Origin of the sequence: Sulfuricurvum sp. (assembly GCF_041651515.1) — a bacterium.
Classification (GTDB): domain Bacteria; phylum Campylobacterota; class Campylobacteria; order Campylobacterales; family Sulfurimonadaceae; genus Sulfuricurvum.
On the sequence record NZ_JBAZJF010000002.1, the window covers coordinates 168508 to 181159 of the forward strand.

The following is a 12652-nucleotide window of genomic DNA, read 5'->3' on the forward strand; positions in this document are numbered from 1 at the left end:
AAGAGGTTTAGGATTTAAACTGCCCCAATTGAGTGTTGAGATTTGCTGCAGCATGATAAAGTTCACCTGTGATTTGAGAGATTTGTTTGATCTCTTCTTGATTGCTTTGTGAAAGATTTGACATCTCAGAAACCTTGGCGATGATCTCTTGAATTTTACGGGCCATTGTTTCCGCTTCGTTAACACTTTGTCGGCTCGCATCGACATTAGCACGCAATGCCGTTGAAGCAGAATCAATTTTAACATCGATCTCTTCACTGCGTTCGGCCAGGCGTTCGATGTTATCGCTGTTTGTATTCATCATATCGGATGAATCAGAAATGGATTGGATGACGATAGAGATTGTAGAGTTAATCTCAGTCAAACTTTTTTGAGTTCGTTCCGCAAGTTTACGTACTTCATCGGCAACTACGGCAAATCCGCGTCCATGTTCACCTGCGCGCGCTGCCTCGATGGCGGCATTGAGCGCAAGGAGATTGGTTTGATCTGCGATATCTGAAATGATACTAAGTACTCCGCTAACACTGGCAGCATCGCTGGAGAGTTGTGCAAAACGTTCTGATAGGTCATTGCTCATTTGGGTGGTATTATGAACTTCATGGGTGATGGCGTTAGCGATAGTGCGGACATTACTAAGCTCTTTTTCTGTAGATTGGCTGTTTTCAAGGGTTATTTTGGCCATATTTACACTTTGTTGGAGCGTTGCCCCAATTTCTGCAGCGGTTGCATTGGTCGTTTGGGCGATTGCATTGGTTTTTTCAGATTGCGCTGAGAGATTGGTTGCTGCTGTATTTAATGTTGTGGTAGAACCCACGGCAGAAGTCGTAATCTGCTTGGTATCATTGATAGTCGTTTGGATTTTTTCGATAAAACTGTTGAGATAGTCACTCGCCATACCGATCTCATCATGTTTATTAAGGATCGGAAGACGTTTTGTAAGATCACCGTTCCCGTGAGCAAGATCCGAAGAGACTTTATCAAGTTCTTCAAGAGGTTTGAGAATACTGGTTCCTGAAATATAATTAATAGCTATCAATACGCCGGCAAGAACACTTCCGAGGAGAAGAAACCATTTAAAAAAGCTTGCTTTGAGCTCATCGAAGTAATCGGCTTTGTTGATTCCGGGAATGACCCACATATCCCAAGCCGGGATATAACGGTAAGCGGCAATTTTATCTTGCCCTGTAGTAGCAGAAACGTACTCATAGATTCCTCCCGCTTTATCGGCACGGATGTGATCGACATAATCGTGTCCCGATTTATTTTGCCCTTCATCTTCAGGTTTTGGATGAATGGTCATAACGCCCTCGGCATTAATGAAGTAAACGTAACCGCTTTTACCGATTTTAATCTTTTTGATCTCATCTTTGAACCCCTGGTCTTCATACCCTTTAGGCTCAAGTTTAGAAATATAATTCACATTTTTTTCTAACGCATCGGCTACGGTAGTAAGATCACTCGTCATAATCTCTTTGATCGAGCCGACCGCAATGAAGTATGCTACAATGACGCTTATTAAGATGGCTCCTACGGCAGCAATCAAATTAACGATAAACTTGGCTTTTATTGTATTAAAAATATTCATAATTGAATCCCATTGGTAGTGTGTCATCATTGTAGTTTTCTTTTTCTAAAACGGAGGTAAAATATGAGACATTCTTATTTAAAACAGATTGTTCAGTATATGCAGCGGTTCACACAAATAGGGTCAATATACCGTTTAAGTGATACTGCGTTGCGTATTGTTTTCGATCGTGAAAACAGCTGGAATTTTGATATGCGGCGCGGGGATCCGTTGATTACGATTGACGCTGAGGCAACACGGGGGAAAATGTATCAGGCTCCGTTTGATGTACTTTTGGCCAAAAGGCTCAATCGATCCTCCATCCAATCGATCACGCTTCATAATAATGATAAAATCATCCGAATAGTGACAACAACGAACGGCTCCTATAAGTCTGAAACTACTGTTTTACAACTGGAATTTACCGGTAAATACACCAATGCCATCTTGTTGGATAAAGATGAAACGGTTCTGGAAGCGCTTCGTCATATTGACGGTGATGTCTCGAGCCGAACCGTCCGCGTCGGTCAGCGTCTTACCAACCCACCGCCTCCACCTTATATACCTAAACATTATCCGATTGAGGACGTGGAAGCATTTTTAGTGGCAGAGCATTATCGAAACGCGAATGAAAAATTGGAACGGCTAAAAGATGAAAAAACACTTTTGCTTCAAAAACGGAGTGAAAAACTGCGTCACCATTTGTCGTTGCTGGAAAAGGAAGACGCGCTGATAGCGGAAGCGGAATACACACGACATCTGGGACACCTTATTTTGGCTCAATTGGACCGGATTGTGCCGTATGAGCGGGAAGCAAAGCTCGAAGATTTTGACGGTACTCTCATCACGGTTGCTCTGCCTGAAGGGTATTCCAATGGAGCATCCATTGCCCAATATTTTTTCAAACGTTCTAAAAAAGCGAAACAAAAAGGGGTAGGACTGCATAAAGAACGCGATAATCTTGAAGAAAAAATTCATCATATCGAGCTTTTTATTCAAACGGTAAAAGAGGCCTCTACCCCGGAGGAAATCGCTCTGCTGTTTCCTAAAAAAATCGGAGGGTTGAAAAGCAAAACATCGGATACGATTGCCGAATTTTGGATTGAAGGGGTCAAGGTTTCTTTGGGAAAAAGCGAAAAAGGGAATATCGAGTTGCTTCGCAATGCCAAAGCCCGAGATATATGGATGCACTTAAAAGACCGCCCCTCAGCACACGTTATTATTACGACCGATAAACAACAATTGCCGGATAAATTGCTGGAAGTGGCAGCAAAACTGTGTGTCGATTTTTCCGTATTTGAAAAAGGGGCTTATTTGGTCGATTATACCCCACGAAGAGAAGTTAAAATAGTAGAAGGGGCAAATGTTCTTTATACTCATTATAATACGTTAGGTGTCAACAAAGGATAAAGGAACTGTTATGGCGGATATTGGTCCTATCGGCGGTGCTATTTATGCGAACCAGCAAATGGCGAGTGTAGCCAGTGAAAAGAACGTCTTACTGAACCGCTTTGAATTGCAAGCTCTTGCCGCTGCCAATGTGGCCAGTGAAGAGAAAAAAGAGATTCAAGACGTTCGTCCGACCGAAGAGACCCAACGCGTTGATCCGGATCGGGAACATACAAAAGAACAATCAGAGCAAGAAGAACGTCGTAGTAAAAAAGAGGATGAGCCAGAACCTCCTAAAAAAGTTAAGCCGGTTCACCTTCTCGATATTAAAGTCTGATAGGGTATAATCGCGCTATTTTAAAACCATTGGTTGACACATAATGCAAACCGCAAAAAACTCACTTAAACAGCGTATCGTTACGGCGATAATTTTAGCGTCGATAGCCCTTACGGTAGGGCTTATCAATAATTTCTGGCTTTTATGGCTGGTGATGGGGGTTGTCTACCTCATAGCGTTTTATGAAGCGACAAGGCTGTTCGGGATTAATAATAACTCGTTGTATGCGTATGCTGCTATTCTTTGGCTGGCTGCAGCGGTGTATCCTTATGGGGATGATCTATTGATTATTGCAGGTCTTGTCTTTGCCGCTGCCGTTGCGTATACGCAAAATATTCCGTGGAAGAACTTTTTGCCATTTATCTATCCGAGTGCCGGAATGCTGTATATGCTTGGGATTTATCAAGAATACGGAATTACAGGATTGTTGTGGCTAGTGGTTGTGGTTGCTTCGGCGGATATCGGTGCTTATGTTGTTGGGCGCAGTATGGGAAAAACCCCTTTTAGCGTTTCCTCTCCGAGTAAAACCCGTGAAGGGGTTTATGGCGGTATTTTGGTTGCAACGGCTGCAGGCTTTTTTATCGGTGTGACAATCGTTGATATTGTTCCGGCAATTGTTATCTCTATGATGGCTGCGATCGGTGCCGTCTTCGGAGATCTTTTTGAGAGTTATTTAAAACGTAAGGCAGGGGTTAAAGACAGCGGTACTATCTTGCCGGGTCACGGCGGAGTCTTGGATCGTATTGACGGATATCTTTTTGCTTCGATTGTGATGCTGGTATTGCTCCGAGGTCTTGTTTGATCCTTCTGGGCTCTACAGGCTCTATAGGGGTTAATGCCCTTTTAATCGCCGAGCAATTCGGCCTCAGTGTTGATACTCTTGTCGCAGGGCGTAACATTGATCTTCTTAACCTCCAAATTCTAAAACACTCCCCTAAACGCGTTGTCATTATGTGTGAAGAGGATCGTTCTCGTGTTAATCATCCCAATGTTCATACCGGAGAGAGGGCAATATTGGAGGCGATAGAAGAGTCTGAATCGGATCATGTGGTCAATGCGTTGGTAGGCTTCGCCGGATTTAGACCGACGCTTAAAGCGTTGGAATGCGGTAAGCGAGTTGCTTTAGCCAACAAAGAGTCGCTGGTAGTGGGAGGGGCTTTTGTCGATACCTCACGGATTGTCCCGATTGATAGCGAGCATTTCGGATTATGGTATTTGCATCAAAACAGCCGTCCCATCAGTCGAATGGTCATTACTGCCAGCGGCGGTGCGTTTCGGGATTGGCCGCTTGAGCATCTTAAAACGGCATCACTTGCGGATGCGCTCAAACACCCTAACTGGTCTATGGGACAAAAGATTACGATAGACAGTGCCTCAATGATGAATAAGCTTTTTGAGCTTCTTGAGGCCCGATGGCTGTTCGGTAAAGGGGAATACGATGCGGTTATTGAGACAAAATCGCTAATTCATGCCCTTATTGATTACACGGACGGTTCAACAACCGCCCATTTCGCCCATGCCGATATGAGGCTGCCGATTGCATACGCTCTGATGGGACGAGTAGAGACGCCGATAGTGGATCGTATTGATTTGAGCCGTATCGGTTCATTAGAGTTCCGCCCTATCGAAAGGGAGCGTTATCCGATATGGGACATTAAAGATGCTGTATTGCGTGATCCGAGCGTCGGTGTTATCTTAAATGCTGCCAATGAAGCGGCTATTGAGCTTTTTATAGCAGGAAAGATCGGATTTTTAGGAATCTCTCGCCGGATATTGATGGCATTTGAGCATTTTGACGAACGCCCCGCTTCCGTAGATGAGATTTTTGAAATCGATACGCGTGTAAGAGCCTATGTCCGGAGTTTATCGTGTTAAAAGTTTTGATCCTTCACGGTTGGGGGGGATCGGATAATCCCCATTGGCAGGCGTGGCTTGCAGGGGAAGTAGTTAAAGAGTACGGTTCCGTATGCTTTCCTCTTTTGGATAATCCCCATTTCCCAAGTAAAAATCGGTGGGTCAAACAGACAAAAGCGATTTTAAGCGATTTCAAGCCGGATGTTGTCATTTGCCATTCACTCGCCAATATTTTATGGTTTCATTTATGTAATGAGGGTGAGATTACACCTGTGAAGCGACTTCTTTTGGTCGCCCCTCCCCGTTTGAGCTGTGAGATTGAAACACTTAAAACCTTTTTCCCTTTAAATGCACCTGCCGCATTGTATGCCGATGAGGTAATGCTGGTAACGTCGGATAATGATCCGTATATGACCTATGAAGAATCCCTTGCACTGCAAAACAGCTTGGGTGTGGAGATGAAAGTGATAGAAAACGGTGGACATATTAACACTGCTTCAGGCTTCGGCGAATGGCAATGGGTCAAAGAGTGGGTGCTTCAATGATTCTCAGTATAGAAAGCAGTTGCGATGACAGCTCGATTGCGATCACGGAAATTAAAACCAAAAAGCTTATTTATCATAAGAAGATTTCTCAAGAGATAGAGCACTCCCGTTATGGTGGAGTTGTCCCCGAACTCGCCAGCCGTCTGCACGCTGAAGCATTGCCTGCTATATTGCGGGAGTGTGAACCGTGGTTTTACGAGCTAAAAGCGATTGCTGTGACAAATGAGCCGGGATTAGGGGTTACCTTGATTGAGGGGGTAGCGATGGCTAAAGCCCTTAGTATCACCCTTGATATACCCATTATTCCGGTTAATCATTTAAAAGGGCATATCTATTCTCTGTTTATTGAGAAAGAATCGATATTTCCAATGACGGTGTTACTCGTTTCCGGCGGGCACACTCAGCTTATTGAGGTTGAGTCACATGAATCGATCCATACCGTTGCAACAACGATGGATGACAGTTATGGGGAGAGCTTTGATAAAGTGGCAAAAATGATGGCATTAGGATACCCAGGTGGACCAATTATTGAGAAGTTGGCACATTCTGGGGATAATAAGAGATTTGCCTTTACCGTCCCTTTATGGCAATCTCCTTTGATCGCCTTTAGTTACTCCGGACTTAAAAATCAGGTTCGCCTTTGTGTTGAGAGTGCAAGTGTTGATGATTATTCTGATATAGCGGCATCGTTTCAATATACGGCTACGGAGCATTTGATCCAGAAATTAAAAAAATATTTTAAAACTCGTCCTCCCAAGCACTTCGCAATTGTGGGCGGGGCAAGTGCCAATATCTATTTGCGAGAACAAGTGGACTTGCTGTTACAAAAATACAACGCTCAGCTCCATTTGGCTGAATTGCGTTATTGCTCTGATAATGCGGCTATGATAGGGCGTGTGGCAATTGAGCAGTATCTTCGTGGTGAGTTTAGCGCGTACCAACGTATTCCGATTAATCCGCGCTGTAAACTTTGATAAAACTTAAGCGCAAATACCTCTTCTATAATTCAGAGATAAATTATCCGATTTAAGTACAATTTCCGTACCAAACAAAAAATAGGAGCTTTAAATGGCAACGACTAAATTCAAAGGTACTGATGTAGAGCTTTTAGGAAACACTGTAAATGTAGGGGACAAAGCTCCTGCAATTACCGTTGTAAACTCAGCAGGTCTTGGCGATGTTACTGTAGGTGGCGCACAAGGTAAAAAACAACTAATCATCGTTGTTCCATCATTGGATACAGGTGTATGTGCAACTGAAACACGTAATTTCAATGCGAAAGCTGCAGGTCTTAGCGATGTTATCACGACTATCGTATCTCTTGACCTTCCGTTCGCAGCAGGGCGTTTTTGCCAAGCTGAAGGTATTGATAATTTGACAGTATGTTCAGATTTCCGTAACAAAGAGTTCGCAAACGCATACGGTGTATTGCTCGGCGGTTCAGTACTTGCGGGTGTAACATGTCGCGCAATCTTCGCAGTAAACGAAGAGGGTGTTGTTACCTATAAAGAGATCGTTCCTGAAATTACAGAAGAACCAAATTACGACGCTGCATTAGCTGCCGTAAAATAAGTATCTCCTATTCTCCTTCTTGGGGAATAGTTTCTATAAACACTTCTTTTTTATCTGCAAATAATAGAAATAACCCCGCCGTTTTTTGTCAAACTGTAATCATACCGCCCATCCAATATTATTGTCGCTCGTACAAATTTCCCTTGATTGGTTATGTTAACAGCGTTGTAAGGTGGAGCATTTAGAACTTTTTCTTTCATCGTAAAAACTTCATTGTGATTAAAATCAACAATTATTCTATTAGGTTCCGTTAGGGAGAAATGACGTATCATGGAATCATTTGATTTGATCGTCAAGTGTTTTCCATTGGTACTAAATCGGAGAAATCCAAAATCGGCATTAGCACTTTGTGCAACAGCGGATGACGGCTTATCAACCGATCCGCTACGCGAAGCTTGTGAAAGGGTGAGGGGTGTGTGCCAATCAATACTTTTTTCGATAGTCATGGTGCGAGTTTCGATGCTTCCATCGAGGTTTTGAACAGTGAAACTCACCTCTTTTAGGACTCGTGCTTGATTGGGAAAAGTGTAGGGGAGTGTTGTTAGTTTAGGGAGAGTATCCGGGATATTAGACGTAACAGGCAAATGCGATTCATCATGGGTAAAAAAAGGATTTTCACGTGCAGCTAATACACTTACCAGTGCGGCACATAAAAAAAAAGTTTTAGTCATACACTTCTCCCTAAAAAATTATTGTGAATCGGCATCGAGCTCTTTTAGCTCAAAATACTGCTTTTGAAGGGCCGCATTTTCCCCTTTGAGTCTTTCGATATCATGAGTTAAGTAATCTTGGTGTTCTTCAAGATCGAGTAGAACGGACAGGGAGTTATTTCCAAAAAAAATGAGCCCCATATAGATGCCTAGCACGAGAACAAATCCAGAGGCGATAAGAAATTTAGCTGTCGAAAGACCGAAATAGTGTTCAGTCAGACTTTCGCGCTCTTCACTATCGCTTAGAAGTTGATTGTGTTGAGGCATTAGCGAAACAATGACTTCCCGAGATATTCGCCGTACATGACTTCGGTTTCAATTTCTAAGAGACGGTTGTATTTGGCCGTACGTTCACCGCGCGCAGTAGAACCGGTTTTGATTTCACCGCAATTAAGTGCAACAGCGAAGTCAGCGATAAATGCATCTTCGCTCTCTCCTGAACGGTGAGACATAACACACTTATATCCGTTACGCTGCGCAAGACGGACGGTTAGCATGGTTTCAGATACCGATCCAATTTGATTTGGTTTGATCAAGATCGCATTACCGATCCCTTTTTCGATCCCCTCTGCCAAGATATTTGCATTGGTTACAAATAGATCGTCTCCGACGAGTTGTACTTTTGAACCTAAACGTTCTGTAAGTACTTTCCATCCCATCCAATCATCTTCACTTAAGCCGTCTTCAATGGATACGATAGGATATTTGGCGCAGAGTGCTTCGTAGTATCCTACCAATTCTTCGGCGGTTACGGTTCTGTTTTCAGAATCAAGCCGGTATCCCCCTTCGGTTACCAGTTCGGATGCAGCGACATCAAGCGCGATTGCAATTTGTTCACCGGCTTTGTATCCGGCAGCCGCGATTGCTTCCATGATCACTTGAATAGGCTCTTCGTTTGAGCTTAAATCCGGTGCAAATCCCCCCTCATCGCCCAGAGCAGTGTTCGCGCCGCGATTTTTAAGGATCTTTTTGAGGTTATGATAAACTTCTGCAGAAGCACGTAAACCCTCTGAAAAATCGGCAAAACCAATAGGCATAATCATATATTCTTGGAAGTCAACGCTGTTATCCGCATGGGAACCACCGTTGATAATGTTGAGCATAGGGACCGGTACAACCATCGCATTGGCACCGCCAAGATAGCGATACAATGGAATTCCAAGACTTTTAGCTGCGGCACGTGCAAGCGCCATCGATACACCTAAAACGGCGTTAGCGCCAAGGTTAGAGTAATTTTCGGTACCGTCAAGTTCTTTCATTACCGCATCAACCATGGCTTGATTGAATGGGCTTAGTCCCATAATAGCGTCTGCAATGTCAGTATTGACGTGCTCAACAGCTTTTAAAACCCCTTTACCCATATAGCGTGAATCGCCATCACGTAACTCAAGCGCTTCACGTTTTCCGGTACTTGCTCCACTGGGTACGATAGCACTTTCACGTGTTCCGTCACTCAATTGTACGGTTGCTTTGACTGTTGGATTCCCGCGTGAATCCATTACTTCTATTGCACTTACTTCATCTATATAAATCATTCATCTACCTCACTCATTTCAGATTCATCCATAACCATGATATTGGCTACACCCATGGCGGCTTTAATTTTTTCTTCGACGCGACGAGCCAATTCCGGCTCATCCTTGAATTTTTGTTTGACGTTTTCACGTCCTTGTCCCAGTTTTACATCTTCATAACTGAACCATGCGCCGCTTTTGTCAATGATATCAAGTTTAACACCGTAATCGACAAGCTCTCCCTCTTTGGAGATACCTTCTCCGAACATGATATCAAATTCGGCTTGGCGAAATGGAGGAGCCACTTTATTTTTGACCACTTTTGCTTTAACGCGATTACCGATTTGACTCTCACCTTGTTTAAGGGTAGCAATTTTACGGACATCGATACGAACGGAAGCGTAAAATTTTAGCGCATTCCCACCCGTGGTTGTTTCCGGTGAGCCATATCCCATCGTTCCGATTTTCATCCGAATTTGGTTGATGAAGATGATGGTACAGTTCATTTTATGCATGATACCGGTGAGTTTTCGCAATGCTTTGGACATTAAGCGTGCTTGCACCCCCACTTGCTGGTCATTCATCTCCCCTTCGATCTCTACTTTGGGTGTCAGAGCGGCAACGGAGTCAATAACGATTAAATCAATAGCACCGCTGCGAACAATAGTTTCAACGATATCGAGCGCCTGCTCGCCATAGTCAGGTTGTGAAACAAGGAGATTTTCCACATCCACGCCAAGATTTTTTGCATAGCCCACATCGAGGGCATGCTCCGCATCAATAAAGGCACAAACTCCGCCTCGCTTTTGACACTCTGCGGTAATTTGTAGGCTCAGGGTTGTTTTTCCCGAACTTTCAGGCCCGTAGATTTCAACGACGCGCCCCTCGGGAACTCCGCCGATCCCAAGTGCGAGATCTAGACCGAGAGATCCGGTACTGATTGCGTTAATGGGTTCGATCTCTTTGTCTCCCAGACGCATTAACGTCCCTTTTCCGAACGTTTTGTCGATTTGCTTCATCGCTAAATCAAGCGATTTTTGTTTTTGGGGATCCATCATGCTCCACTCTCCTGCGGTTAATATCTAATAGTTAGGACAATAATATGACAATTTGAAATAAATCCTAAAAATATTGCAATATGACATATTGTTGATTCGCACTTATGGAATAGGGATATTTTAGCGTTAATTGGTTAAAATTTAATTGATTTGCCGATATAGAGGAATTTTCTGTGAAAAAAATGGTGATTGCCCACTCTCCCGATGCTGATGATATCTTTATGTATTACGCGATCAAATTCGGTTGGGTAGGGAAAAAAAATACTGTTTTTGAAAATATTGCTCTTGACATTGAGACCCTTAATACTGAAGCACTTGAGGGGACGTATGATATCAGTGCAATAAGTTTCGGTCTTTATCCCCATATCCGAAATGAGTATGCCCTACTAAGAACGGCGGTTAGTTTTGGCAGCGGTTATGGTCCTAAGTTGATACGCAAAAAAGAGACGGTATTAAAACGGCGTTTTAAAGTGGCTCTTAGTGGAAAATATACGACCAATGCATTGTTATTTAGAATCGCTTACCCGGATGCTAAAATTGTCTATATGAATTTTTTAGAGATCGAAAAAGCTGTATTAGACGGAGTCGTCGATGCAGGTGTCCTTATTCATGAGTCCATCTTGGGATATGATGAGTCACTTGAAGTAGAACGGGAGATGTGGGATATTTGGTGTGAACTGAGCGGCGGTGCTTTACCTTTACCGCTGGGGGGGATGGCAATTCGCCGTTCACTCCCTCTTACCTCTGCGATAGAATATGAAAATCTTTTAACCAAAGCGGTACAAATTGCCCGAGATCATAAAGCGTCTCTTTCAAAAATGTTAATAGAGCGCTCTTTGGTACGGATTGACGCATCGACGTTGGAACGCTATTTAGAGCTATACGCAAACGATGAATCAATTGCTCTCAGCGAAATTCAATACAAAGCGATTGAGCTCTTATTTACTCTTGGGCATGCACACGGTTTTTTCGATGCGCAAATTAATCCGAGAGATTTTACGATTCCACTGGAATATACTGAGTTGAGGTATTCATAGCCATGATGCAAGAAGAACTTATCGGACTTGGGATTGAGACGTTTAAAATCGCATTACTCTTAGCTCTCCCCTCATTGCTTGTGGGGATGTTTCTGGGACTTGCAGTGAGTATTTTTCAGGCAACAACACAGATCAATGAAGCGACATTGAGCTTTATTCCCAAAGTGGTCGGTATCGTTGTTGTTATTATCCTCACTATGCCGTGGATGATGAATGAGATGCAAGATTTTACGATTCGCATGTTTAATATGATTCCGACTTTTAGCCAATGAATTTTAAAGCTATCGATTTTTCCAAATTTAGTTCGATCCGCATAGGCCCTACCATAGAGGTGGCCCTAATCGAAAACGATATTGTTCCGCCAAATCACACTATTGTCGGATCGGCAAACAATCTTCTTGTTTCTCCTACTCCGCCGCCGCTGATGATTCTTTCCAAAGCGTACGACTTTATCCGCATAGAGGGCAATCGACTAATTATCGGCGCTGCGACTCCCGGAGGACGCATTGTCTCTTTTTGCAAAAAAAACAATATTGCCCATTTTGAGTACCTTTCTAAACTCCCAGGAACGCTTGGCGGGATGGTGAAAATGAATGCCGGATTGAAAGAATATGAAATTTTTAATCATTTAATTGCACTCCGTACGAAGAGCGGTTGGATACCTAAAGAAGAGATTGAATACGGGTATCGTAAAACATCAATAGAAGACGTTATTTTTGAAGTGGCGTTTGAACGTGAAGAGGGCTTTTCATTAGAACGGCTGGAGATGTTTGCGCAAATGCGCTCAAATCAACCGCATGAACCAAGTGCGGGGAGCTGTTTTAAAAATCCTCCGGGGGATTATGCCGGACGTCTTATCGAAGCTGTCGGACTTAAAGGCGTTAGGCAGGGAGCTATGGCATTTAGTGAAGTGCATGCGAATTTTCTCGTCAATTACGCTAAAGGCACTTTTGAAGATGCTATATGCCTCATTAACGAGGCGAAAAGACGCGTATTTGCGGAGTTTAATATAGAACTGCAATGTGAAGTAGTCATTCTCGAAAGTAATAATATGACGAAAAAATAAACTTTT

Annotated in this window: 15 protein-coding genes; 10 read left to right on the plus strand and 5 right to left on the minus strand. The window is 43.3% G+C overall.

What is annotated here, in order from left to right; translation table 11 throughout:
- Positions 1 to 7: 7 nt before the first annotated feature.
- Positions 8 to 1585 (minus strand): methyl-accepting chemotaxis protein, encoded by a 1578-nt coding sequence (locus WC407_RS03975; protein ID WP_373021275.1) that lies wholly within the window; start codon positions 1583 to 1585, stop codon positions 8 to 10.
- Between the two features lie 63 nt (positions 1586 to 1648).
- On the opposite strand from WC407_RS03975, the gene WC407_RS03980 reads away from it, so the two are divergent.
- The 7 genes from WC407_RS03980 to tpx all read left to right on the plus strand — a co-directional run bounded on the left by WC407_RS03980 (position 1649) and on the right by tpx (position 7261).
- Entirely contained in the window at positions 1649 to 2974 is a 1326-nt protein-coding gene (locus tag WC407_RS03980) for an NFACT family protein (protein ID WP_373021277.1), read from the plus strand.
- Positions 2975 to 2984: 10 nt separating this feature from the next.
- Positions 2985 to 3290: a hypothetical protein gene (locus tag WC407_RS03985; RefSeq protein WP_373021279.1), complete on the plus strand. Its 306-nt coding sequence runs from the start codon at positions 2985 to 2987 to the stop codon at positions 3288 to 3290.
- 43 nt (positions 3291 to 3333) lie between these two features.
- The gene (locus WC407_RS03990; protein ID WP_373021281.1) at positions 3334 to 4092 is read left to right on the plus strand and encodes a phosphatidate cytidylyltransferase; all 759 of its coding nucleotides are present in this window, start codon (positions 3334 to 3336) and stop codon (positions 4090 to 4092) included.
- Positions 4089 to 5165 carry a 1-deoxy-D-xylulose-5-phosphate reductoisomerase gene (gene dxr, locus WC407_RS03995; protein WP_373021283.1) on the plus strand — a complete coding sequence of 359 codons (1077 nt, stop codon included), beginning with the start codon at positions 4089 to 4091 and terminating at the stop codon, positions 5163 to 5165. Before WC407_RS03990 ends, dxr begins: the two co-directional genes overlap by 4 nt.
- Complete coding sequence (locus WC407_RS04000) at positions 5159 to 5689, plus strand: RBBP9/YdeN family alpha/beta hydrolase (protein WP_373021285.1); 531 nt, start codon at positions 5159 to 5161, stop codon at positions 5687 to 5689. Before dxr ends, WC407_RS04000 begins: the two co-directional genes overlap by 7 nt.
- Entirely contained in the window at positions 5686 to 6663 is a 978-nt protein-coding gene (gene tsaD / locus WC407_RS04005; RefSeq protein WP_373021286.1) for a tRNA (adenosine(37)-N6)-threonylcarbamoyltransferase complex transferase subunit TsaD, read from the plus strand. Before WC407_RS04000 ends, tsaD begins: the two co-directional genes overlap by 4 nt.
- 94 nt (positions 6664 to 6757) lie before the next feature.
- Positions 6758 to 7261, plus strand: a complete 504-nt coding sequence (tpx, locus tag WC407_RS04010) for a thiol peroxidase (protein ID WP_373021287.1) — start codon at positions 6758 to 6760, stop codon at positions 7259 to 7261.
- A gap of 50 nt (positions 7262 to 7311) precedes the next feature.
- On the opposite strand, the gene WC407_RS04015 is transcribed toward tpx, so the two are convergent.
- From WC407_RS04015 to recA, 4 genes are read right to left on the minus strand one after another with little or no spacing between them, the layout of a single operon-like run.
- On the minus strand, positions 7312 to 7932 hold the full coding sequence (locus WC407_RS04015; protein ID WP_373021288.1) for an AMIN domain-containing protein: 621 nt from the start codon (positions 7930 to 7932) through the stop codon (positions 7312 to 7314).
- 18 nt (positions 7933 to 7950) lie between these two features.
- Entirely contained in the window at positions 7951 to 8238 is a 288-nt protein-coding gene (locus tag WC407_RS04020; RefSeq protein WP_373021289.1) for a hypothetical protein, read from the minus strand.
- Positions 8238 to 9506, minus strand: a complete 1269-nt coding sequence (gene eno, locus WC407_RS04025; RefSeq protein WP_373021290.1) for a phosphopyruvate hydratase — start codon at positions 9504 to 9506, stop codon at positions 8238 to 8240. The genes WC407_RS04020 and eno overlap by 1 nt, the downstream gene beginning before the upstream one ends.
- Positions 9503 to 10540 (minus strand): recombinase RecA, encoded by a 1038-nt coding sequence (recA, locus tag WC407_RS04030; RefSeq protein WP_373021585.1) that lies wholly within the window; start codon positions 10538 to 10540, stop codon positions 9503 to 9505. The genes eno and recA overlap by 4 nt, the downstream gene beginning before the upstream one ends.
- A gap of 185 nt (positions 10541 to 10725) precedes the next feature.
- On the opposite strand from recA, the gene WC407_RS04035 reads away from it, so the two are divergent.
- Genes WC407_RS04035 through WC407_RS04045 form a run of 3 tightly spaced genes read left to right on the plus strand, consistent with a single transcriptional unit; the run spans position 10726 to position 12646 of the window.
- Positions 10726 to 11580 (plus strand): menaquinone biosynthesis family protein, encoded by an 855-nt coding sequence (locus tag WC407_RS04035; RefSeq protein ID WP_373021586.1) that lies wholly within the window; start codon positions 10726 to 10728, stop codon positions 11578 to 11580.
- A 5-nt stretch (positions 11581 to 11585) separates the two neighbouring features.
- Positions 11586 to 11852, plus strand: a complete 267-nt coding sequence (fliQ, locus tag WC407_RS04040) for a flagellar biosynthesis protein FliQ (RefSeq protein ID WP_373021587.1) — start codon at positions 11586 to 11588, stop codon at positions 11850 to 11852.
- Positions 11849 to 12646 (plus strand): UDP-N-acetylmuramate dehydrogenase, encoded by a 798-nt coding sequence (locus WC407_RS04045; protein WP_373021291.1) that lies wholly within the window; start codon positions 11849 to 11851, stop codon positions 12644 to 12646. Before fliQ ends, WC407_RS04045 begins: the two co-directional genes overlap by 4 nt.
- The last annotated feature ends 6 nt before the right edge of the window (positions 12647 to 12652 follow it).